Here is a 23,669-nt window from a genome sequence, read left to right on the forward strand (position 1 = left end):
AATCTAATATTTATAAAACTAGATAGTATCAATATAATAAATTGCTTAAATACAGTAGATTATTTTTACTTATTCAAATAATGAATTTTTAAAGTCCAAGAAATATCCTTGTGGATGAAGACAAACAGGGCAAGCTTTTGGAGCTTCTTTACCAATATGAATATGTCCACAGTTTGTACATATCCATTGGATATCTTCATTTCTTCTAAATAAAGTACCTTCTTCTAAATCAGTAGCATATCTACCAAATCTATCACCATGAACTTTTTCTATTTCAGCTATATTTTCAAATAATTTAGCTATAGCTTCAAAACCTTCTTCACGTGCTGTTTTTCCAAAGTTTTTATATACATCATCCCACTCTTGAAGCTCATTATGTTGTGCAGCTTTAAGATGTTGAGCTGTTTTATCATATAAATCTACAGGATATGCTCCTGATATACTTATATTTTCTCCAGCAAATTCTTTTAATTTAGTAAAAAATTGTTTTGCATGTGACTTTTCTTGGTCAGCAGTATAATTAAATAAAGATTCTATTATATATAATCCTTCTTTTTTTGCTACAGATGCAGAAATATTATATCTATTTCTAGCCTGGCTTTCACCTGCAAAAGCTCTCAATAAATTTTCTTTAGTTTTACTGTCTTTTAAATTCATATTATACCTCTCTATTAACAATAAATTTTTACAATATTTGATTCTTTTTATTTATTATTCCAAAACTAGATATAATTATGCTCAATTTAGTCAGCATTTTTGAAATTATTATTGATTTTTTTTAAAATTCTAAGAAATTCTTGCTTTTCCTTTTCTGTGATATTACAGTAGGCTGTTTCTTTAACTTGTGATGAAATACTATTGAATGTATCCTCTATTAGCATTGCTTTCTTTGTAAGTTTTATATATGTAATACGTTTGTCATTGTCACTCTTTTGTCTTTCTATATATCCTAGACTTATAAGTTTATTAACTAATACTGTAACAGTAGATTTGTCTTTTCCTATTTTAGTTGCAATTTCTTTCATTGTAAGTATTCCATTATTTTCATAAAGTGCAGTGAGTATATTTCCATGTGTAGGCAACAATTCATTTAAACCGTTTTTATTGAGTTTATTTTCAATGAATTTAAGCATATTAGCTTTTGTCTTACTTATAAAATGTATAATATATTTATCTTCCATAAATTAATCTCCAATCTTTAAATTATTTGAGGTACTTTGAAATAAAAAGTAGTTTGACATAAAACTATTTTTCAACTATAATTAGTTTAACATAAAACTAAATGTATTGGGAGGAAATTTATGAGTAAAAATTTTAAATCACTATATATTACAGAAGAAGAGGGACGTTTTAAGAGAAATATAATCGAAAGAGATATAGATGAACTACCAGAAGGAGATGTTCTGATAAAAGTAAAATATTCTTCACTAAATTATAAGGATGCACTTTCAGCAAATGGAAATAAGGGTGTAACTAGAAAATATCCTCATACTCCAGGAATAGATGCATCTGGTGTAGTAGAATTTAGTAGTTGTGATGATTTTAAAGTTGGAGATGAAGTTTTGGTAACAGGTTATGATTTAGGAATGAACACCTCTGGAGGGTTTTCAGAATATATAAGAGTTCCTTCTAATTGGGTTGTCAAACTTCCAACTAATCTTTCTCTAAAAGAAGCAATGGATTATGGTACAGCAGGATTTACAGCAGCTTTATCTGTATATAAATTTGTAAATACTGTAGACAAAGATATGGGAGATGTACTAGTTACTGGTGGTACTGGAGGAGTTGCTGTGATTGCAACTAAAATATTAGTTAAATTGGGATATTCAGTTGCAGTTTCAACAGGAAAATTGGAAGAACAAAAAGACACATTATTAAAACTAGGTGTTAAAGATGTTATACATAGATCAGAAGTAGATGATAATTCAGGGAGACCTCTACTTAGACCAAGATGGGCTGGAGTAATAGATACAGTAGGAGGAAATACTTTATCAACAGCAATAAAGACAACTAATTATTGTGGAGCAGTTACAACATGTGGTAATGCAGGTGGAATTGATTTTACAAGTTCAGTATATCCATTTATATTAAAAGGTGTTACTTTATATGGTATAGATTCTGTAGATTGCCCAATGAATTTGAGATTAAAAATATGGGACTTATTGTCAAATGAATGGAAGCTAGAAGATTTAGATGACATGGTAACTGTAGTATCATTAAATGAATTGAGTAAAAGCATAGATTCAATAATAGAAGGAAAGCATGTAGGAAGAACAGTAGTTGATTTAGGATTGTAGTGAAGGTTAGGTTTATAGTTAAGTTAACTGATTCTGAATATATAATTGGTTCTTAATATATAGTTAAGTAAGTTTTAATGTAAAACTATAACATCAAATCATAAAATAAAAAATGAGATACCTTAAAATTATTTTATTTAAGAGTATCTCATTTTGATTTTTATGTAAAAAGTTTATGTAAAGATTTTGGATAAAAAGACTATTCGTGAACAATTAATTCAAATACATCAGGTCTTGAATAGTGACCCTCTGAATCAAAATCTAGTCTACTAAGAACTATTTGTTCTAAATCTAAATCAGCTATTAATATTTCTTCTTTATTGAAAATAGGGCCTGCTACATATTTTCCAAAAGGGTCAACTATGCAACTTCCACCTGGACACATAATCTCTGGTTCTGCATCAAGTTCTTTATAATAGTTAAGGTCAGTTGGGTACATATTTTTTTCAACATATTGATTGCATCCAATAACAAAGCATCTTCCTTCTAAAGCGATATGCTTCATAGTTGATTGCCACTCTTCTCTTGAATCAGCAGTAGGGGCTATATAAAGTTTTACACCTTTAGCATAAAGAGCTGTTCTAGCTAGTGGCATGTAGTTTTCCCAGCAAATTAATGAACCCATTTTCCCATATGGAGTATCAACAACTGTAAGAGTACTTCCATCACCTTCACCCCAAATGCATCTTTCTGTTCCTGTAGGTTTAAGTTTTCTATGTTTACCAATAAGTTTACCTTCTGGTGAGAAAAATAAGTTTGTACAATAAAGAGTGCAATTTATATCGTTTCCATCTCTTTCTGTTATTCCCATTGATAGATATACTCCTGCTTCTTGGGCTGCTTTTCCTAATAAATCTGTTGTAGCACTAGGTACTGGTACAGAATTATCATAGTATCTTTTCCAATCTTCTCTACCTTTCATTGTTCTACTTCCAACAACAAATCCAAATGAAAGTCCTCTTGGATATGCAGGTATAAATGCTTCTGGGAAAACTACTATATTTGCCCCTTTTCTACCAGCTTCTTTAATTAATTCTAATGCTTTTTCAACAGTTTTATCTAAGTCCATTATAATTGGTGATGCCTGAACAACAGCAATTCTTACATTTTTATTTTCTTTGTTCATAAAAACCTCCTAAAAAATATTTGAATTTGTTGATTTGAACAGATTACATCAGGTTTTATTTGAGAAAAAAGTATCTTATCTTGTAAATAATGATGTAACTGTATATTTAAAATGATACATCATGATTTAGCAAATTACAATTATACAAAAAAATAATTCATATTAAGTACTTTTTTTTATTAACATATAATATTAATTTTTCACATCAATATTATGACTATTAAATTATAATATTTGTAATGAATAGTATTTATTTCTTGGCGAACAATAATTAAAAATGAGATTTTTATATATTAATATTAGTTAATATTAAAAAAAATAAGCTTAATGAAATACGAATAATTAATTATAAAATACTAAAATAAATTTATCAAAATAGACAATTTAAGGAGAACTTTATGAAAGAAAAAATTTATTATAATGGAAATATCCTTACAATGGAAGATTCAATATGTGGAGATGCTATTCTTATAAAAGATAAAATAATAAAAAAAATAGGAACTAAAGAAGAAATTCTAGCTTTAAAAAATAATGAAACAGAAGTCATAGATTTGCAGGGTAAAACATTGATGCCTTCCTTTATAGATTCACACAGTCATTTGACAGCTTTTGCTACTACTCTAAGATTAGTTCCTTTAGAAGATGCAACTAGCTTTAAAGATATAGTAAAGAAAATACAAGATTTTAAAGATTCAAATGATATAAAAAAGGGTGAATGGATAATTGGTTTTTCGTATGATAACAATTTTTTAGAAGAAAATATTCATCCAGATAAAGATTTATTAGATAGTGCATCTTTAGAAAATCCAATACTAATTTCACATGCTTCTGGTCACATGGGAGTTGCAAATACTTTAGGATTAAAAAAATTAGGTGTTACTCATGAAACACAAGACCCAGAAGGAGGGCATATAGGCAGAGTCAAAGGGAGTAAAGAGCCAAATGGATACTTGGAGGAAAATGCCTTTTTTAAAGTATCATCTAAAATAAAACAACCATCATTAGATGAAGTTTGTAATCTAATTGAAAAAGTACAAGATATTTATTTAAGTTATGGTATTACAACAGCACAAGAGGGATTAATGGCAGATAATCAATTTAATCTCTTAAAACTAATGTCAAATCAAAATAGACTAAAAATAGATATTGTAGGATATGTAGATTTAAAAAATAGTAAATCTGTAAAAGATGATAATAAAAATTTTGTAAAGAAATATGTAAATAGATTTAAAATAGGAGGATATAAGATATTTTTAGATGGTTCTCCTCAAGGAAAGACAGCATGGTTAACGAAACCATATGAAAATTCAGAAGATGGTTATCGTGGGTATTCTATATATAAAGATGAGGAAGTAGAGAAATTTATAAACATTTCAGTAGAAGAAAAAATGCAACTTTTAACTCATTGTAATGGGGATGCAGCGGCAGACCAGTTGATAAACTTATTTGAAAAAGTTATAACAGGAAAAAATATTAAAGATAATATGAGACCTGTGATGATACATGCTCAAACTGTAAGAGAAGACCAAATTGATGAAATGGAAAAAATAAACATGATACCCTCATACTTTGTAGCTCACACATACTATTGGGGAGATATTCATATTAAAAACCTTGGGGAAGATAGAGCATTTAAGATTAGTCCAATTAAAACAACTATAGAAAAAGGTTTAATTTATACTTTACATCAAGATACACCTGTAATAGCACCTAATATGCTTGAAACAATATGGTGTGCGGTTAATAGAATTACAAAAAAAGGAGTATTGATAGGTGAAAATGAAAAAATAAGCCCATTAGAAGCTTTAAAAGGTGTTACTATAAATGCAGCATATCAATATTTTGAAGAAGATAAAAAGGGTTCAATCAAAGAAGGCAAGCTAGCTAATTTAATAGTACTAGATGAAAATCCACTTACTGTTGACTCTCTTAAAATAAAAGATATTAAAGTTTTACAAACAATAGTAGAAGGGGAAGTATTATATTCATTAAAATAGATATGAATTATATTCTTTTAAATATTATGTAAAAGTATTGTATAAAAAATATTATGTAAAAATAAAATCTAATAAAATAGGTAGAGTTAAATAATATTATATGTGACTGAAGGGCTAGCTTATTAGGTCTAAAGGTTAATTGCCATAATTTTATTAATTCTACCTTGAAAATTTGTGTTTTTAGGACACAACTATGTAGATTACCTTACTTTCAACTTCACTTGGATTTCCCCATTTATGTCTCATACCAAAAGGTATTTTTACACTATCACCTTCATTTAATTCAAATATATCATCTTCCAAACTAAGTTCAACACTTCCTTTAAGTATATAAGCAACTTCGTCTCCAGCATGCCCATTTTTTTCTTTACAGTAAGACTTAGGAGACAAATTCATAATGGCAAATTCGAATTTATTAAATGGATTATTGGATAACATTTCATATAAAATATTTTCTGATTCTGGAAAAATTACTATTTTTCTAAGATTGTTTCTTACAATTAATTCTGAATCATCAATAGAAGGAACGAAAAAAGTAATTAATGGTACATTTAAAGCATTTGAAATTGATTTTAAAAAATTTATGGATGGATTTACGCTTCCTTTTTCTATTTGACTAATTAAAGAAGGTGTAACTTTAATTAATTTAGATAAATCTTTTATACTAATGTTCTGTTTTTTTCTACATAAAGTCAATTTTTTACCTATACTTGAATTACTCATTAAAATCCTCCTATTCTAACATCTGACAAAGAATATATAAAGAATTATATCATAAGGTAAAAAAATTTATATGAAAATTGATAATTATATAAGATTGATAAAAAAAAAGTCAAAATAGATAATTGATTGCTAAAATTAGCATAATTATAATGAAAGTAAAAGTAAGATTAATGATGAAAAATTAAATTATATTAATTTAATTAAATATAATTTGACAATGTGTAAAAAAGTGAGTAAAATATAACTAAATAAAAATAATAGGTTCGGATAAGACAGAAAAAGATTTCTTAACCTTAAGCAAATATACTATTATCAAAGTTAACTGAGATTAAGAGATAACATCCAATCTTAAAGTATTGAGGAGGAAAAAATGCTTGATATAAAAAGAATAAGAGAAAACTTAGATTGTATAAAAAAAGCAATGGAAAGAAGAGGTGAAAAAGCCTTTAATCTTGATGAAGTAGTTAAGTTAGATGATGAAAGAAGAAAAATTCTTCAAGAAGTTGAGGTTATGAAAAACGAATTAAATACTGCATCTAAAAATATACCAAATCTTATAAAAGAAGGTAAAGATGTAGAAAATGAAAAAATTAAGCTAAAAGAGTTATCTGACAAGATTAAAGTTATAGACCAAAACCTTAAAGATGTAGAGGAAAAAATGGAATACTTGTTAATGAGAATTCCAAATGTACCACATTCAGAAGTACCACAAGGGGAAACCGATGAAGATAATGTTGAGGTGAGAACTTGGGGTAAGACGTCTAATTTTGATTTTGAATCTAAAGCTCATTGGGAAATAGGGACTGAGTTAGGTATACTTGATTTTGAAACAGCTGGTAAAATAACTGGTTCAAGATTCACTCTTTATAAGGGATTAGGAGCTAGATTAGAAAGGGCATTATTAAATTTTTATCTAGATACAAATACAACAGTAAATGGATACACAGAAATTATTCCACCATTTATGGCAAATAGAAATAGTTTTTTGGGTACAGGACAACTACCTAAGTTTGAAGAGGATATGTTCAAAATAGAAGGATTAGATTACTTTTTAATTCCAACATCAGAAGTTCCTTTAACTAATATACATGCTAATGAAATACTTAAATTTGAGCAACTACCAATAAATTATACAGCATATACTCCTTGTTTTAGGTCAGAAGCTGGTTCTGCTGGAAGGGATACAAGAGGTTTGGTAAGACAACATCAATTTAATAAAGTAGAAATGGTAAAAATAGTAGCTCCAGAAGAATCTTACAATGAATTAGAAAAATTAACTAATAATGCTGAGACTATGCTACAATTATTAAATTTACCATATAGAGTAGTAAAAATATGTACAGGTGACTTAGGATTTACAGCTTCTTTTAAATATGATGTAGAAGTTTGGATGCCAAGTTATAACAGATATGTTGAAATTTCATCTTGTTCAAACTGTGAAGATTTTCAAGCTAGAAGAGCTGGAATAAGATTTAAAAGAGACAAAAATTCTAAAGCTGAATATGCACATACATTAAATGGTTCTGGACTGGCTATTGGAAGAAGTGTAGCAGCTATATTGGAAAATTACCAACAAGCAGATGGCTCTGTAATAGTTCCAGAAGCTTTAAGACCATATATGGGTGTTTCTGTTATTAAATAACAATTAAAATATATATTTTTAAATAATAAAGTAAGCTATAAATAATTAAAAAATAATAATTAATATAATAATGTGTACAAACTAATGAATATTGATATAGTATAGCTATCATATGAAAGAGTATGTGCACATTTTTATTTGATAATTTATTTAAGGGTAAATGAATATAAATAATCTATAAACAGAAAGGGTTTTTTTATGAAGATTCAAAATACTGAGTGGGGATATATTGAATGGAAACATACTTATGATGAGAATAACCCAAAACAAGCTATGAATATATATATTGCAGTTACTATGCCAGGTAAAAAACATTTTAATCATGTTCATTATGGTCAAGAACAGATGATATATATTTTAGAAGGAGAAGGGTTATATATTATAAATGGAGTTTGGAAGCCATTTTCGCAAGGTATGATTTTTTACATAGAATCTGGTAGCACACATGAGTCTATAAATACAGGAGATGGACCAATAAAAGAACTTATTGTTTCAAATAATGTAGGAAATATAGGAGAAAGTGAAGTTATAGAAATCAATCCTAATAGTGATTTAAAAAAGACCTTAATAAATTATAGTGAAAGTACTTTAAATTTATATGCAGCAGTAGAATCAATTCGTGGTCAGTTTATTGATCCATTTAAAATTCCACTGATTATATATGATGATTCTTGGAACATAGTTTTAAAAAATCCATATTTTCCATTATTTTGTTTTGAAAAGTGTAACCCTATGAAGTTTCCTAAAAATTGCGATTGTATGAATCAAAAAAGTAGCAATCAATTCATATGTAAGTATGGGATAACTATATATAATATTCCAATATTATACAAGAACAATAGTATTGGAGTTATTCGAGGAGGATATGTATTGTTATCTGATTTAAATCTAGATACTACTCATAGTAATTTATATGATATTCCAGAAGGTGCTGCTAGGAGCATAAAAAGATTATTAAAGCAAATATCTAAAAACATAATAAATTTTTGTTCATTTAATGATATAAGAAAAGATTTACAAGAGAAAGAACAAACTATTGCAAGAACATATCACTATGGAGAACAACTTGAAATGAATCTAAAGGTAGCACAGGATACAGTTACTAATTTGAGAATAAATCATCATTTTTTATTTAATACTTTAAATTCAATGGCAAGTATAGCACTTGATGATGGTTGCTATGATTTATATAGTGCAATAATAGATTTGTCTAAAATGTTTAGATATACAATGAGGTCGGATTTAAGGTTTGTAGAATTAGAAGCTGAAATATTATATATTAAAAATTATTTAAATTTGCAAAAGTTACGTTATGGTAATGCATTAAAAGTTGAATATGTTATTCCAAAAGAGTTATATAAGATTTCTGTACCTTTCAATTTTATTCAACCTATTGTAGAGAATGCTTTTACACATGGTTTTAGAGATATTGATAAAGAAAAGCAAATTAAAATAGTTGCAAGTGTAGATTGTCAGTATGCTGTTATAAAAATCTGTAATAATGGAACTATTTTGGATGAAGGTACTATTGAAAAAGTGAAAACAGGTATTCATAGTAATAATGGTCATGGTCTATCTTTAATATATACAAAGTTCACATCTGCTTATGGAAGTGATTTTGAGATGAATATTAAATCAAATAGTAAAGAAGGTACTTATATAACTATTAAAATCCCTCTTGAAAATGAATAAAGAATATGTATAAAACTTAGATAAAATTAATAAGTTTTATCAGTATAAAGAAATATATTAGATGTTTCTATATTATTTTTTACATCTTACTTTTTTGTACATCATTAAGCTAAAAGGGAGGAATTCTCATGAGAAGAGCACTAATAATAGATGATGAAGAAGCTGTTTTAAAAATAATAACACATTTTATAGAGATGAAAGATATGCCAATAGAAATTGTTGGGAGAGCAACTTCTGGTGACGAAGCAGTAGAAAAGATAATTAGTTTAGAGCCAGATATAGTATTTATAGACATTCAGATGCCGATATATAATGGGTTGGAAGTAATAGAAAGAACATCTCACATATCTAAAAAAATAAAATTTGTAGTAATAACTGCCTTTGATTATTTTGAATATGCCCAAAAAGCTTTAAGATTAAATGTAAAAGATATACTTCTTAAACCACTAGACTTGAAGGAGTTTACTAGGTCTGTAGAAAAGATTATTGGTTATCAGTATACTAGCAATGATTTGTTAAATGAAATACTAGAGTATATAAATTTAAATTATAGTGAGGATTTAAAATTAAATGATTGTGCTAAATTATTTTTAACTAATCCATCCAATATATCTAGGATTTTTAAAAGTAATTTGAATACTACCTTTATATCATATTTAAATCATATACGAATAGAAAAATCTATAGAATTGCTTGAAAATACAAAAAAAAGTATAAATGAGATTGCGGAAATAGTTGGATATAACAGTCTAAATAACTTTTATAAGAATTTTAAGATAGAAAAAGGGATGACACCCAAAGTTTATAAATTGAATATTAAAAATTGAAATTGATAAATAAAAAGTCAATATAGATAATTGTTTGAAAATGTCTGGATAAGTATACTTTAATTAATAACAAAAATTAAAGCGCTTTAAACATATTTAATAACATTGAACCTTATAAAAGATGTACCTATATATATAAAAAAATATATATAAATAAAAATTAAAAAATATACAAAATAAAAAAAGTGAATTAAATATTATTCCAAAAAGACAGAATATTCATTTAAATTCGCTGTAAATTTATATTTGTTAAAGAAGGTAACTTTATAATGGAGGTAAGTTGATATGTCAGACAAAGTAAATATTAAAAATGTTATCTGTATTGCAGGTGCTTATTTAGCAACAGCAATAGGTTCAGGATTTGCGACTGGTCAAGAAATACTCCAATTTTTTGCATCCCAAGGATATATGGGATTGATTGGAGCATTAATATCGATGGTACTATTCTCATTTCTTGGTGTTGAAGTCATAACAAGGGGGAGAGAGTTAAAACTTAAAGAGCCAACAAGAATTTACACTTTTTATTGTGGAAAGATTCTAGGAAAATTTTATGAATGGTTTAGTCCAATATTTTTATTTGGAATTCTGATAGTAATGATTTCAGGTGCTGGTTCAACTTTAACTGAATATTATGGAATAAATCCTTATTTAGGAAGGGTATTAATGTCTATTGCTACACTAATCACAGTATCCATGGGGCTTGAAAAATTAGTAAATATACTTGGGCGCATTGGACCAGTAATAGCAGTATTTACTATTGCAGTTGGATTAATAAGTTTATTTAAGCACTTAGATGGATTACCTGTTGTTGGAGAGGCAATGAAAAATATTGAAGTTACAAAAGCATCAGGAAGCCCAATAGTTTCAGGTGTAATTTACAATACATTAAATATAATTGTAATGATTGTATTTTTAACAGGTATGGGAGCTTCTGTTGAAAATAAAAAAGATGCTTTCTGGGGAGGATTATTAGGTGGTGTAGTTTTTATGACTGCTGGTATAGTTATGTATCTAGCTATGATTTCAGATATAGGTAACCTGTATATGAAAGAGATACCATCCCTTTATCTAGCAGATAATATATCTCCTATTGTAGGTGTATGTTTCTCAGTTGCACTTATATTAGGTATCTATACAACTGCTGTTCCACTTTTATGGTCTGTGACTAATAGAATTGTTGAAGACAAACACCCTAAATTTAAATTAGTTACAACAGTAGTAGCTATTTTGGCTTGTATTGGTGGCTTTTTACCATTTGGTAAGCTAGTAAATATTTTATATCCATACACAGGTTATATGGGACTTTTAATTTTAGTTTGCATGGTATATAGGGCAATTACATGTAGAGAAAAATCAACTCAAAGTCAGGAATAAATATAGTTAGGGTAATTGATAGTTGAGAAAATTTCTTATTGTAATACAAATTATAAAAAAGTCAAAATAGTTAAATAAATTGCAAATTTTGATAATATAATTAATTAAAATATTATAGTAGAATATAAATAAAAATTAATTAAATTTATAAAAATAATTAAATTAAGAAGAGGTGTTATTATGTTAAAAACAACAAGAATTTCAGACCCAGAGTTATACGAAATTGTAGCTGGTGAATTGGTTAGACAAGAGCATAATATCGAGATGATAGCTTCTGAAAGTACAGCACCAACAGAAGTACTTGAATTAAGTGGATGTGTATTTACAAATAAAACAGAAGAGGGTTATCCAGGAGCACGTTTCCAAGCAGGTTCTGAAGAAGCAGATAAACTTGAAAATCTAGCAATAAAACGTGCAAAAGAAATATTTGGAGCAGAACATGTAAATGTACAGCCTTACTCAGGTTCTACAGCTAACTATTGTGTATATTCAGCAATATTAAAGCCAAATGATACTGTTTTAAGTATGCGTCTTGACCAAGGGGGACACTTAACACATGGTAGTACAGTAAACTTCTTACATGATATTTATAAATATGAATTTTATGGTGTAGATTCAAATACTGGTCGTATAGATTATGATGCTCTTGAAGCGAAGGCAAAAGAGTGTAAACCAAAACTTATAATTGCAGGGGCAAGTTCATATCCAAGATTGATAGATTATGAAAGAATATCAAATGTTGCAAAAGAAGTAGGAGCTTATTTTATGGTAGATATGGCTCATGTTGCAGGTTTGGTGGCAGCAAAAGTAATACCTAGTCCTGTACCTTATGCAGATTTTGTTTCTTCATCTACAACAAAAACTTTCTGTGGACCAAGAAGTGGTATTGTGCTTTGTAAAGCTGAACATGCAAAGAAACTTGATAAAGGTGTTTTCCCAGGAACATTAGGTTCTATACATCTTAACACAGTTGCAGCGAAAACGTTTTCGCTATTGTATTTAGGGACAGATGAGTTTCGTAAAATAATGGAGCAAGTAGTAGTAAATGCTAAAACTTTGGCAGCTGAACTTATTTCTCACGGATTTAGTATAGTAAGTGGTGGAACTGATAATCATATAGTAATGGTTGATTTAAGAAGTAAAAATTTGACAGGAAAGCAGTTTGAAAAGGCTCTTGAATATGTAGGAATAACGGTTAATAAAAATGTTATACCTGATGACCCACAATCACCATTTGTAACTAGTGGCGTTCGTATCGGTCTTACATCAATATCTCAAAGAGGTCTTAAAGAAAAAGAAGTTGTGCAAATAGCAGGAATAATGAATAAGGTAGCAGAAAATATTGATAATAAAGAAGTATTAGATGAATGTAGGGTAGAAGCTCAGGAACTTATAGCTAAATTCCCATTATATCCAGAAGGATATTTTGAAGATTAAGTATATTGATTTATATAGCTCACAACCTATAAAGCCTATAACATAAAACCCAATAATATATAATTATTATAAGGAGATGCCTCAAAATAAAACTTTGAATCATCTCCTTTTTTTGTAGAAAAATAGAAAATGGAATTTCTAAGAACTCCTAATCTATGTAATAATTTAAATGAAAGTTTATTTAAAATCTTAAAAAACTGTGAACCATTGATATAAGAGGAAAATAGGTATGTTATTGCCAACAATGGACAGCAGTATAGTCTATTTAATACTTATGATACACAAATGTAGATCTCATTGTGGAAAGCCTCACTTGTGTGTTATAATGTTGTAAAAAATAAATTTGGAGTAATGCCATGATTGAAAACTACGTTTTGTGTGAAATTGAGGAATTAAAGAGAAAAATACATGAAAACATTAATGTGAACGATGATGTTATTTGTGGGATTTGTGATAAACTGATTTCGATTTCAAAAGAAAGTAAAGATTGGCAAAGTGTGGCTTTTGGACATGTATGGCGTGCCGATTATTATTTCTATGTGGAATCAAATATGAAATGCGTATCAAAAGAGTTGGAGTATGCACAAGAGTATATTAATGAAAAGAATCCAAGTGAATTATTAGAAAAATTTTATGCACTGTGTAGTTTACTTTCTTTAAATTCATATGATAAACAGTCTGCATTTAGATACACTTTAAAAGCATTGGATGTTTCTGAAAGATTAGACATCAGACATCGCATTGGTATAAATTATGGGAATATTAGTGCTTATTATTTGGACTATGAATTATATGATGAAGCACTGTTCTATTTAGATAAATCAATGGAAGTATTGCGTTCTTTGCCAGATACGAAGCCACGTTTTCTGCGAATGCTGTTAATTAATTTCATTAATATATATTTAAAATTAGGTAAGCTTGAATTGATGAAATCAACTATTGAAGAATTGAGTTTACTTCCCTTCGAAGAGAAAGATTTAAAAATATATGTTGATTATGCATATTTGCTTTATTATGCAGAGATACAGAATCAAGAAAAAAGTTTATATTATCTACAGGAAATGCAGAATGATGGACTTATGACTTTTCCAAATCGTGTTTATCTCATAGAATTTTTGATGAATGCATTAGAAGCAATGATATCTATCAAAAACAAAGTAAAATCAAGTGAATTATTACAATCCTTACAAGAGCTAATAAAAGAAGATGAACCAGAGCCTTTATTGAAATTATGTAAATTGAATATTAAGTATTCACAGAAATTTGAGACAAAAAAAGAATTATATTACCATTACCACGAGTATTATGATTTATATTTAAAAGCACAGAATCAAGTAAATCTATTAAAAGTAGAAGGTTTACGTGCAAAAATTGAATTGAATGACACTTATACTAAGTATACTCAATCAAAAAAAGTATTAGAAGAATTATATGACCTTGTAAATTATGATGAATTGACTAATGTATACAATCGTTATTATTTTAATATTAAGCAAGATGAAATTCTCAATAGTAATAGATATACTAATATTGGTCTTGCAATATTTGATATTGATTACTTTAAAGAATACAATGATTATTATGGTCATTTGGAAGGTGATGAAATATTAAAACAAGTAGCAAGTGGCTTGAAAGAAAAGGCAAATGAACAAATGGCAGTCTTTCGCTATGGTGGTGATGAATTTGTTTGTCTTAGCTGGGATTTGAATTTTGAACAAATGGCTGAATATGTTAATCAAGTAAAAGAAGCAATAAAAGAAAAAAGTCTTGAACATATACATTCACGATGTGAAAAAATAATAACATTGTCAATTGGATATGGTAATAAGACAGTTTCAACTAAAGTTGATGTACTTAATTTATTTGATGAAGTAGATAAAGCACTATATGATGTAAAGAATAATGGTAGAAATAATGCTAAATCAATAATTGCTATGGAAGAGGTGCATAATGAATAACTATAATGTAGCACTTGAACAAATTCAATTGCTGATTGATCGAATTCAGTGTCGTTTTGAGCATAATTCTAGGTTTAATAAACACGATTGTGATAGGTTACTAATGATATCAGAACAGTTAAACTACTTCTATGGACAAGCATTGGCTCATGTGTATTTGGCACAATATTTTCAAATGAAATGGGATGTAGATGCTTATAATTTTCATTCAGAGAAGGCAAGAGAAATTGCTGAGAATAAAAATTATTTTGATGTTTTAATTGAATATTTTAAAATAGAGGGCTTGCGAAATGTTACTATTTGTGACGAAATAGCAGCTCTTACTATATATTTAGAAGGAATCCAAATTGCTTATAAAATTAAAGATAAAAAATCATGTGCTATTTTCTATAACAATATTGCTGATATATTTTACACAAGTGGTGTATATAAAATTGCAGAGCAATTCTATACAAAAGCATTAGATGTTATAAAAGATATTCCTATAAAAAGTGTGCTTTTTTATTACAAGTCTATACTTGTGAATCTATTACACCTTTCTTGTGTTCAAGGAGAATTAGATAAAGCCCTGAAGTATCATGAAAAATGTTTAAGAGTAAAATGTGAAGTTGGCATTTTACCTTTATTATTTATGGAAGGAGAAATACGTCTTTTATTATTAGAAAATAAGGAAACAGAAGCGTTACATAAAATAGATAGTTTGATAAATAAGTTGATTAAAAATAAGGAAGAAGCGTTTTTACTGAAATCCATTTATTTATATTTAATGGAATTTTTGCTTTTGTTGAAAAGAGAAGAAGATGCAGCATGGTGCTTAAACCAATTAGACACATTGTATAAAAATACGAATCAAAATATAATGATACAAATTCAAAAATTACATGTTCAATATTCAATTCTATTTGGGCATGAAACTGATGAACTTTATGAAACTTTTTATGAAACCATATTAAAAGGAGAAATGGACAGTAAGATATCAATGGGCGAAAGCTTCAAAAGTCTTATTTCTCTCTATGAAAGAGAAAAAGAACAGAATCTTATGTTGGAAAAGCAAGTTAGTCTACAAACAGTAGCAGATATAGATGAACTTACAAAAATTTATAATCGAAGATACTGTAGTAAACTTATAAGTAAATTAATCCAAGATGATGAGGTTTTATCCATTGGATATGTTATGGTTGATATCGATTTTTTCAAAGAATATAATGATTACTATGGTCATTTAAAAGGTGATGAGGCAATAAAAGAAGTTACTACTTTATTAAAGAAGAACTTACCAAACAATGCTTTTGCTGCACGATATGGAGGAGATGAATTCACCTGTATATTTGTTGATAGAAGTGATGATGAAATTATTACATTTGTTGAATCAGTTCAAAAAGAGCTGAGAGACAAAAATATTGTACATTTAAAAAGTAAAAATTCCAAACAGCTCACTTTATCTTTTGGGATATATAATGAGATACATATGCATGGTTGTGATGAATTAACTCTTATTAAAAATGCTGATTTAGCCTTATACCAATCCAAAAATAAGGGAAGAAATGTATATACAATTTATAAACAAAGGAGCCAATCGTAATGGAAACGGAAAATAATAGCACCTTAAAGCGTGATATGTATGATACTTCATATATTTTGGAAAAATATTGTAAGATAAAAGGTAGTGATGAAAGATATGCTTTAATACACTTGAACATTAAAAATTTTCGCTATTTTAATACAAAGTATGGAAGTAAAGCAGGTGATGAAATCCTGACATTGGTTTTTCAAAAAATAACCACATTTTTAGAAGAAAGGGAGTACGCTGCATATTTATATGCGGATAACTTTGCTTTTTTAGTAAGGTGTGATGATTCTAACTATCTTATATATGAACGATTGATACCACTAATTGACATATTATATCGTATAGATGATGAGCGGATTTATAGAAATCTTTTTATGTCTATGGGTATTTATGTGATTATTAACCCAGAAGTCTCATTTTATGATGCACTAAATTATGCGAATTTGTGTAGGAAAGAAAGTGAAGCTTTACTTAATAGAAGTTCTTGTATAGAACTTTATGGTGATTCTTTTTATAATAGTTATATGGACCGTATGAAACTGGAAATAGAGACAGCAGATGCATATAAAGGTTATGAATTTGTCACGTACTTACAGCCCAAAATCAGTCTAATAAATGGAAAGGTTATAGGTGCAGAGGCATTACTTCGTTGGTTTGATAAAGATGGAAACAGCATCCCATTATATAAATTTCTGCCTATTTTAAACCAAAATGGCTACATTAAATTAATTGATATTGATACTTTTGAACAAATGTGTCAGTACTTGGATACAAGAATAAAAAACAATCAGAAAGTTGTGCCAATTAGTTTTAATATTTCAAAGTCACATTTTTATGACCCAGGGATTGTTCAAAATTACATTGATGTGTTTGAAAAATATGATATTCCGAAGCACTATATTGAAATTGAATTTATGGAATCAATTTCTTTAAATGATACTGAACGTTTAAAAAAAGTAGTATCTGATTTCAAAGAATATGGGTTTACATGTTCACTAGATGATTTTGGAGATGGTTATTCTTCTTTTAATGTATTACTTAATGCTCATTTTGATATTATCAAGATGGACCGTCAGTTTTTTTTAAATAACTTAAATGGCAATAGTAGTTTAGTAATAAAGACTATTATAGATTTAATTCATTCTTTAAATATGAAAGTAATTGCTGAAGGCGTAGAATCTAAAGAACATATAGAGTCTTTAAAAGAGTATAGATGTGATATGGTTCAAGGTTATTATTATTATAAACCTATGTCAATTGATTCATTTAATATGATATTGGATGTGCAGGATGATTGTTAGGAATTATATGAATTAATTATTTAGAGGGAGAAAAATATGAGATACAAAAAAATTATAACATTATTAGTAGTAGCTATACTTGCACTAAATTTGGTGGCATGTTCCACACCTACTCAAGGAGATGCAACAAAAGGCTCAGTTTTTCAGGGGACTCAAGGAAAAGAAATGGTAACGTTAAATGTTACATCTGAGCCAACAGAATTGAATCCAATGAGAATGAGTGATACTATTGCACAAAGTATTCTCTATCATTGCATGGCTGGATTCACAAAGTTGAATGAGAAGGATGAGCCAGTAGCTGATTTAGCAGAACGTTGGGATATAAATGATGCGAACACTATTTATACAATGCATCTAAGAAAGGATGCAAAATGGTCAAATGGAGACCCAGTAACCGCGAATGATTTTTACTATTCCTGGGTGACACAGATGACGCCTTCTACTGGAAGTATATTTGCTTCGTATATATACAAGAATATTAAAAATGGAGAAGCATTTTATAAGGGTGAGATTGACGAATCACAACTTGGGTTAAAAGTATTAGATGATTATACATTAGAAATTCAATGGTCTCATCCAATGACTAATGGCTTGTTTTATTTGTCACAGCCATATTTTTTGCCAATAAATAAAAAGGCTTATAAGGCAATTGGTGATAAACAGTACGCTAAAGAGGCCGATAAAATGGTAACAAATGGTGCATATAAAATAACAGAATGGGTTCATGATGACCATATTACAATGGAGAAAGCTGAAGAATATTATAATGCATCAGAAATTAATATTCCTAAAGTTAAGTTGGTTATGATAGGAGATGCAAATACAAGTTTGAATGCATTTACTGCTGGAGAAATTGATCTTTGTAACCTATATAACGAACAAATTAAACTCGTGGGAGACAAAAGTAAAGATACTATTCAATCCTATATAGATGGAGGTTCTTGGTATTTAAGCTTTAATACACAAAATGAGTATCTTTCTAACATAAACCTAAGAAAAGCACTTGCCTATTCTATTGATGTACAAAGTCTACTTAATAATGTAATTAATGATGGTTCTATAGCAGCCAATGGTCTTGTACCAGGTGTTATAAAAGGTGTTGATGGTAAAAGTTATGCAGAAAAACGTGGTAGCTTATTTAAGTATGACAAAGATAAGGCAAGGGAATTCCTTGATAAGGCACTTCAAGAACTTGGGATAGAAAAGAAAGATATTAAACTTGTATTTTGGACATCAGATACAACATATAATCAGAATCAGGCTGCCTACTTGCAACAACAATGGAAAGAAAATCTTGGACTGGATGTAGAACTGAAATCTACAGCAGTCAAAGCTTTGTCTGAAGCAAAAAGAAATGGTGATTATAGTTTTGCAGTGGATGCTTGGGGTCCTTCTGAGAATGATGCAATTACATTTTTGGAGAACTATACAACAGAAAATATGAACAATTATGGAAAGTATTCCAATCCAAAGTATGATAAGTTGATTGAGGATTCAACTCATGAGAGTGATTCTAAAAAGCGTCAAGAGATACTGATACAGGCAGAAAAAATTCTAATGGATGATATGGTTATAGGACCGATGTATTTTACATGTACTACTTATGCAGTTTCTGACAAACTAGTTGGTCTAGTACGTACACCATTTCAATTCTTTAACGTTTTAAATGCACATATTAAGTAAATAAAAAACATGACAGGAGCAGACAAGATGTCTTTACAAATGAGGTATATCGCTAAGCGACTTATTTATGCGGTACTTACTGTATGGGTTTTGATTTCCATTACATTTTTACTGATGCAGATGCTTCCAGGAGACCCTTTTTCTGGACTTAAGGTAATTAATTCTGAGATAAAAGCTTCTTTAGCCACAAAATATGGTCTAGATAAACCTGTATTAGAGCAGTACAGAATATATGTGAATAATTTGATACATGGAGATTTTGGTTCTTCAATTGTTTCTGGTCGTCAAGTCACAGATATTATAGCCCAGGCATTCCCAGTTTCTTTAGAACTGGGAATACGGGCTTTGATTTTTGCAATCATTTTGGGATTTTTGTCAGGTATTATAGCTGCTTTGAAGCATAGGACAAAGTGGGACACATTGATGATGATTTTGGTGCTTCTTGGGGTGTCTGTTCCATCATTTATTATTGGTGCTTTGTTGCAGTATTTTTTTGGAATTGTGTTGTTTCAATTTACTGGTATCCATTTTTTTGCAATTATAGGATGGGGGAGTGAAAATAGCAAGATTTTACCTGCATTTGCGCTAGCTTTTGGCTCTATGGCAAGTATTGGAAGATTAATGCGCTCTAGTATGCTTGATGTACTTGGGCAGGATTATATTCGTACAGCAAAAGTGAAAGGAATCAAGAAAAAAGATATTATCCTTCATCATTGTCTACGCAATGCATTAATGCCAGTGATAACAGTTCTTGGTCCTATGACAGCAGTTCTGTTGACTGGGACATTTGCTGTAGAATATGTATTTTCTATTCCAGGTCTTGGAAAATACTTTGTGGACTCAGTACAGGCCAATGACTATCCAGTGATTATAGGAACAACATTATTTTTTGGTATGTTTCTTGTGTTGTGTAATCTAATCGTGGATATTTTGAACAGCTGTATAGACCCTCGCGTGAGATTAGGAGGTGAGGAAAATAGATAGTAGTAAAAGAGTACTTGTTCATGAAGATTTTTCATCTATTGATGGCTGTAATTCAGATATGACTAATAACGAACAGGTGTATCCCTCTATGAGTTTTGCAAGGGAGACCATATCCATACTACGCCACAATAAAATTGCAGTAGTATCATTTATAATGATACTTATTCTTATGATAGGTTCAGTATTTTTTCCAATATTTTGTAATTTTGATTTTTCATCTCAGAATGTGGCATATGCAAATAACCCCTTTTTTAGTAAAGATATGAGTAGTGGTTTTACTCATATCTTTGGTACAGATAATCTTGGGCGTGATATTTTTGTACGTATCTGGTATGGGACACGAGTATCACTTCTAGTAGCAGGGGTGGTAGCTATTATAGACTGCATAGTAGGAGTAGTATATGGTAGTATTTCTGGATATATAGGTGGTATGGTTGACAATGTAATGATGCGTACATTGGAAATCATTAGTGGAATTCCATACCTTGTTGTTGTTCTTTTACTTATGGCAGTGCTTCCACAGGGAATTGGAACTTTGATTATTGCCTATACCCTTGTAGGATGGACTAGTATGGCACGATTGGTAAGAGGACAGGTGGTTTCTCTTATGGGGAGAGAATTTATAATTGCTGCAAAAATTATGGGAGCAAGTATGGGACGGATTATTTTCTTCCACTTAATTCCTAATATGTTAGGTATTATAATTGTACACATGACATTGAGCATCCCAGGAATTATATTTACAGAAGCATTCTTATCAATGTTGGGAATGGGAGTTCCACCACCATATCCATCATTGGGAATTATGGCAAATGAAGGTGTTGCTGTTTTTCAGACTTATCCAGCAAGGCTTGTAGTGCCAGGATTATTTATTTGTCTGATAATGCTTTCTTTCAATCTCTTGGGAGACCAACTTCAAGATGCTCTAAATCCTAGATTAAGGAGGTCTGCTTATTATGGACGACATTCTAAGAATTAAGGAATTAAATGTATCTTTTGATATGTACGAAGGAACAGTAAATGCAGTTCGAGGTGTATCACTTTCCATGAACAGTGGCGAGATTCTTGCGTTAGTGGGTGAAAGTGGTTGTGGTAAAAGTGTAATGGCACAGTCAATTTTGCAACTAAATCCTTCACCACCAGCTAAAATTATGGCTGAGGAATTGAAACTTCTCAATTTTGATATTTTGAATGCATCAGAAAAAGAGATGGAACGAATAAGAGGTACTTTAGCAAGTATGATTTTTCAAGACCCTTTGACCTGTTTGAATCCTACAATGAAAATAGGTAAGCAGATTACAGAGTCACTATATAGAAAAGAGAAAATGTCATCATCTGATTGTAAGAAAGAGGCAGTTAGATTACTTGAAATGGTACAGATACCAAATGCTGAACTACAAGCAGAACAGTACCCTCATCAATTTTCAGGAGGTATGCAACAACGTGTAATGATTGCTATGGCTTTGGCATGCAATCCTAAACTACTTATTGCAGACGAACCAACAACAGCTCTTGATGTTACTACACAACTGCAAATCTTGAAATTGATTGCTAAAATTAGAAAAGAGATGGGAACAGCTGTACTTTTGATTACTCATGATTTTGGTGTTGTAGCAAACTTGGCAGACCGTGTAGCAGTGATGTATGCTGGAAAAATTGTGGAAGAAAGTGGTGTGAAAGAACTTTTTAATAGAGCAACACACCCATATACACAGGCACTGTTAAGAACACTTCCTACATCAGGTGGTATAGGGGAACGCATATCTATATTGGGAAGTCCACCAAACTTATCTGATTTGCCAGTCGGTTGTTCTTTTTCAAAGAGGTGTCCATATTGTATGAAGATTTGTTTGAGAGAAGAGCCACCTTTATTTGAGGTTTCAAATAGTCACAGTGCTTCTTGTTGGCGTCTGCATGAAAGTTTTCCAAAGGAGGAATTGGATGATGGAAAAATTACTTGAATTAAATAATGTATCCAAGAGCTTCCCTCTAGGAAGAAAGCGCAAAAATATTGCTGTCAATCATGTGAACCTAACTATTTATAAAGGTGAAACTCTAGGGCTTGTTGGAGAATCTGGTTGTGGAAAATCAACTCTTGCAAGAGTTATTATGGGTGTATATCCATCAAGCGAAGGTGAAATATTATTTCAAGGCAAAAAGTTAGAACTACATAGACAAAGTAGAAGAAAGGCATTTGCACAACATACACAAATGATATTTCAGGACCCATATATGTCTTTAGACCCACATATGACAGTAGAATCTATTATTGCAGAAAATTTGAAGGTTCATGGGATGTTGGATAAAAATACAAGAACACAAAAAGTATATGAATTGTTAGAAATGACTGGGCTTTTGAGAGAACACGCAGGACGTTTCCCACATGAGTTTTCAGGAGGGCAAAGACAAAGAATTAGTATTGCACGTGCACTCGTGGTTCAGCCAGATTTTATTATATGTGATGAACCAGTGTCAGCACTGGATAATTCTATTCAGAGTCAGATTATAAATCTTTTATATAAGTTAAAGATGGAGCTTGGTCTTACTTATCTATTTATTTCACATGACTTAAGCATGGTACGTTATATTTCTGATAGGATTGCTGTGATGTATGCTGGTAGAATCGTGGAAATTGGAAATGCTGAGGCGGTTTACAATACACCTTTACATCCATATACACAGATGCTTTTGCGTGCAGTTTTGACTCCAAATCCGAATAGCAGAAATATACTACATGAAGAAGTAGATGTACAAGACGAAGTCAAAATTTTTTCGAATTCTGAAAAAGGATGTCCTTTTGTGGAGCGTTGTCCAGTATCAGCAGAATATTGTAGAAAAGAAATGCCTGAATTATTTGAACATAAACAGAATCATCTAGTTGCTTGCTATATGGCAAGTGAAGGATTTAGCTATTATAAAAAGTAATTTTTTAGTGTAATGATAAATTAATTTTATTTAAAATACATATGCTTTACCTCTTGTACTCAAATTTCTTAAATATTAAAATCTAGAATATTAATTAAAAAAGAAGTAGTAAAAAATAGCTTATAAAAATTCA

At 29.6% G+C, this 23,669-nt stretch carries 19 protein-coding genes; 15 read left to right on the top strand and 4 right to left on the bottom strand.

The annotated features are described in order from the left end of the window. Positions 1 to 69: 69 nt before the first annotated feature. Together JJC01_04970 and JJC01_04975 are read right to left on the bottom strand one after the other, a co-directional pair. Entirely contained in the window at positions 70 to 657 is a 588-nt protein-coding gene (locus JJC01_04970; GenBank protein ID UDN59214.1) for a rubrerythrin family protein, read from the bottom strand. A gap of 86 nt (positions 658 to 743) precedes the next feature. After that, positions 744 to 1,181, bottom strand: a complete 438-nt coding sequence (locus JJC01_04975) for a MarR family transcriptional regulator (GenBank protein ID UDN59215.1) — start codon at positions 1,179 to 1,181, stop codon at positions 744 to 746. 120 nt (positions 1,182 to 1,301) lie between these two features. Here JJC01_04975 and JJC01_04980 point away from each other — a divergent pair, with 120 nt between their 5' ends. Then, on the top strand, positions 1,302 to 2,297 hold the full coding sequence (locus JJC01_04980; GenBank protein ID UDN59216.1) for a YhdH/YhfP family quinone oxidoreductase: 996 nt from the start codon (positions 1,302 to 1,304) through the stop codon (positions 2,295 to 2,297). Positions 2,298 to 2,496: 199 nt separating this feature from the next. Here the strand turns inward: JJC01_04980 and JJC01_04985 are convergent, their stop codons facing one another. Then, positions 2,497 to 3,423, bottom strand: coding sequence for a carbon-nitrogen hydrolase family protein (locus JJC01_04985; protein UDN59217.1), 927 nt, complete (start codon positions 3,421 to 3,423; stop codon positions 2,497 to 2,499). A 398-nt stretch (positions 3,424 to 3,821) separates the two neighbouring features. Here JJC01_04985 and JJC01_04990 point away from each other — a divergent pair, with 398 nt between their 5' ends. Next, positions 3,822 to 5,420, top strand: a complete 1,599-nt coding sequence (locus JJC01_04990; GenBank protein UDN59218.1) for an amidohydrolase family protein — start codon at positions 3,822 to 3,824, stop codon at positions 5,418 to 5,420. A gap of 180 nt (positions 5,421 to 5,600) precedes the next feature. Here JJC01_04990 and JJC01_04995 read toward each other — a convergent pair whose 3' ends face one another. Beyond that, the gene (locus JJC01_04995) at positions 5,601 to 6,143 is read right to left on the bottom strand and encodes a helix-turn-helix domain-containing protein (GenBank protein UDN59219.1); all 543 of its coding nucleotides are present in this window, start codon (positions 6,141 to 6,143) and stop codon (positions 5,601 to 5,603) included. Between the two features lie 370 nt (positions 6,144 to 6,513). On the opposite strand from JJC01_04995, the gene serS reads away from it, so the two are divergent. From serS to JJC01_05060, 13 genes are all read left to right on the top strand, one after another. Continuing rightward, the gene (gene serS / locus JJC01_05000) at positions 6,514 to 7,785 is read left to right on the top strand and encodes a serine--tRNA ligase (protein UDN59220.1); all 1,272 of its coding nucleotides are present in this window, start codon (positions 6,514 to 6,516) and stop codon (positions 7,783 to 7,785) included. A gap of 198 nt (positions 7,786 to 7,983) precedes the next feature. Beyond that, complete coding sequence (locus tag JJC01_05005; protein UDN59221.1) at positions 7,984 to 9,477, top strand: histidine kinase; 1,494 nt, start codon at positions 7,984 to 7,986, stop codon at positions 9,475 to 9,477. A gap of 128 nt (positions 9,478 to 9,605) precedes the next feature. Beyond that, complete coding sequence (locus JJC01_05010; GenBank protein ID UDN59222.1) at positions 9,606 to 10,304, top strand: response regulator; 699 nt, start codon at positions 9,606 to 9,608, stop codon at positions 10,302 to 10,304. Between the two features lie 285 nt (positions 10,305 to 10,589). Continuing rightward, a complete protein-coding gene (locus JJC01_05015) occupies positions 10,590 to 11,678 on the top strand; it encodes a hypothetical protein (protein UDN59223.1) in 1,089 nt (362 codons plus the stop codon). Between the two features lie 180 nt (positions 11,679 to 11,858). Beyond that, positions 11,859 to 13,115 (top strand): serine hydroxymethyltransferase, encoded by a 1,257-nt coding sequence (locus JJC01_05020; protein UDN59224.1) that lies wholly within the window; start codon positions 11,859 to 11,861, stop codon positions 13,113 to 13,115. Positions 13,116 to 13,471: 356 nt separating this feature from the next. Next, entirely contained in the window at positions 13,472 to 15,073 is a 1,602-nt protein-coding gene (locus tag JJC01_05025) for a GGDEF domain-containing protein (protein UDN59225.1), read from the top strand. Positions 15,074 to 15,176: 103 nt separating this feature from the next. Further along, positions 15,177 to 16,655, top strand: coding sequence for a GGDEF domain-containing protein (locus JJC01_05030; GenBank protein UDN59226.1), 1,479 nt, complete (start codon positions 15,177 to 15,179; stop codon positions 16,653 to 16,655). Beyond that, a complete protein-coding gene (locus tag JJC01_05035; GenBank protein ID UDN59227.1) occupies positions 16,655 to 17,944 on the top strand; it encodes an EAL domain-containing protein in 1,290 nt (429 codons plus the stop codon). Before JJC01_05030 ends, JJC01_05035 begins: the two co-directional genes overlap by 1 nt. A 36-nt stretch (positions 17,945 to 17,980) precedes the next feature. Beyond that, positions 17,981 to 19,627 carry a peptide ABC transporter substrate-binding protein gene (locus JJC01_05040; protein UDN59228.1) on the top strand — a complete coding sequence of 549 codons (1,647 nt, stop codon included), beginning with the start codon at positions 17,981 to 17,983 and terminating at the stop codon, positions 19,625 to 19,627. A gap of 27 nt (positions 19,628 to 19,654) precedes the next feature. Then, positions 19,655 to 20,611, top strand: a complete 957-nt coding sequence (locus tag JJC01_05045; protein ID UDN59229.1) for an ABC transporter permease — start codon at positions 19,655 to 19,657, stop codon at positions 20,609 to 20,611. Positions 20,612 to 20,669: 58 nt separating this feature from the next. Continuing rightward, complete coding sequence (locus JJC01_05050) at positions 20,670 to 21,590, top strand: ABC transporter permease (GenBank protein ID UDN60128.1); 921 nt, start codon at positions 20,670 to 20,672, stop codon at positions 21,588 to 21,590. Beyond that, on the top strand, positions 21,568 to 22,572 hold the full coding sequence (locus JJC01_05055; protein UDN59230.1) for an ABC transporter ATP-binding protein: 1,005 nt from the start codon (positions 21,568 to 21,570) through the stop codon (positions 22,570 to 22,572). Before JJC01_05050 ends, JJC01_05055 begins: the two co-directional genes overlap by 23 nt. Further along, on the top strand, positions 22,556 to 23,536 hold the full coding sequence (locus JJC01_05060) for an ABC transporter ATP-binding protein (protein UDN59231.1): 981 nt from the start codon (positions 22,556 to 22,558) through the stop codon (positions 23,534 to 23,536). Before JJC01_05055 ends, JJC01_05060 begins: the two co-directional genes overlap by 17 nt. Positions 23,537 to 23,669 lie beyond the last annotated feature (133 nt).

Origin of the sequence: Clostridioides sp. ES-S-0010-02 (genome assembly GCA_020641055.1) — a bacterium.
Lineage (GTDB): Bacteria > Bacillota > Clostridia > Peptostreptococcales > Peptostreptococcaceae > Clostridioides.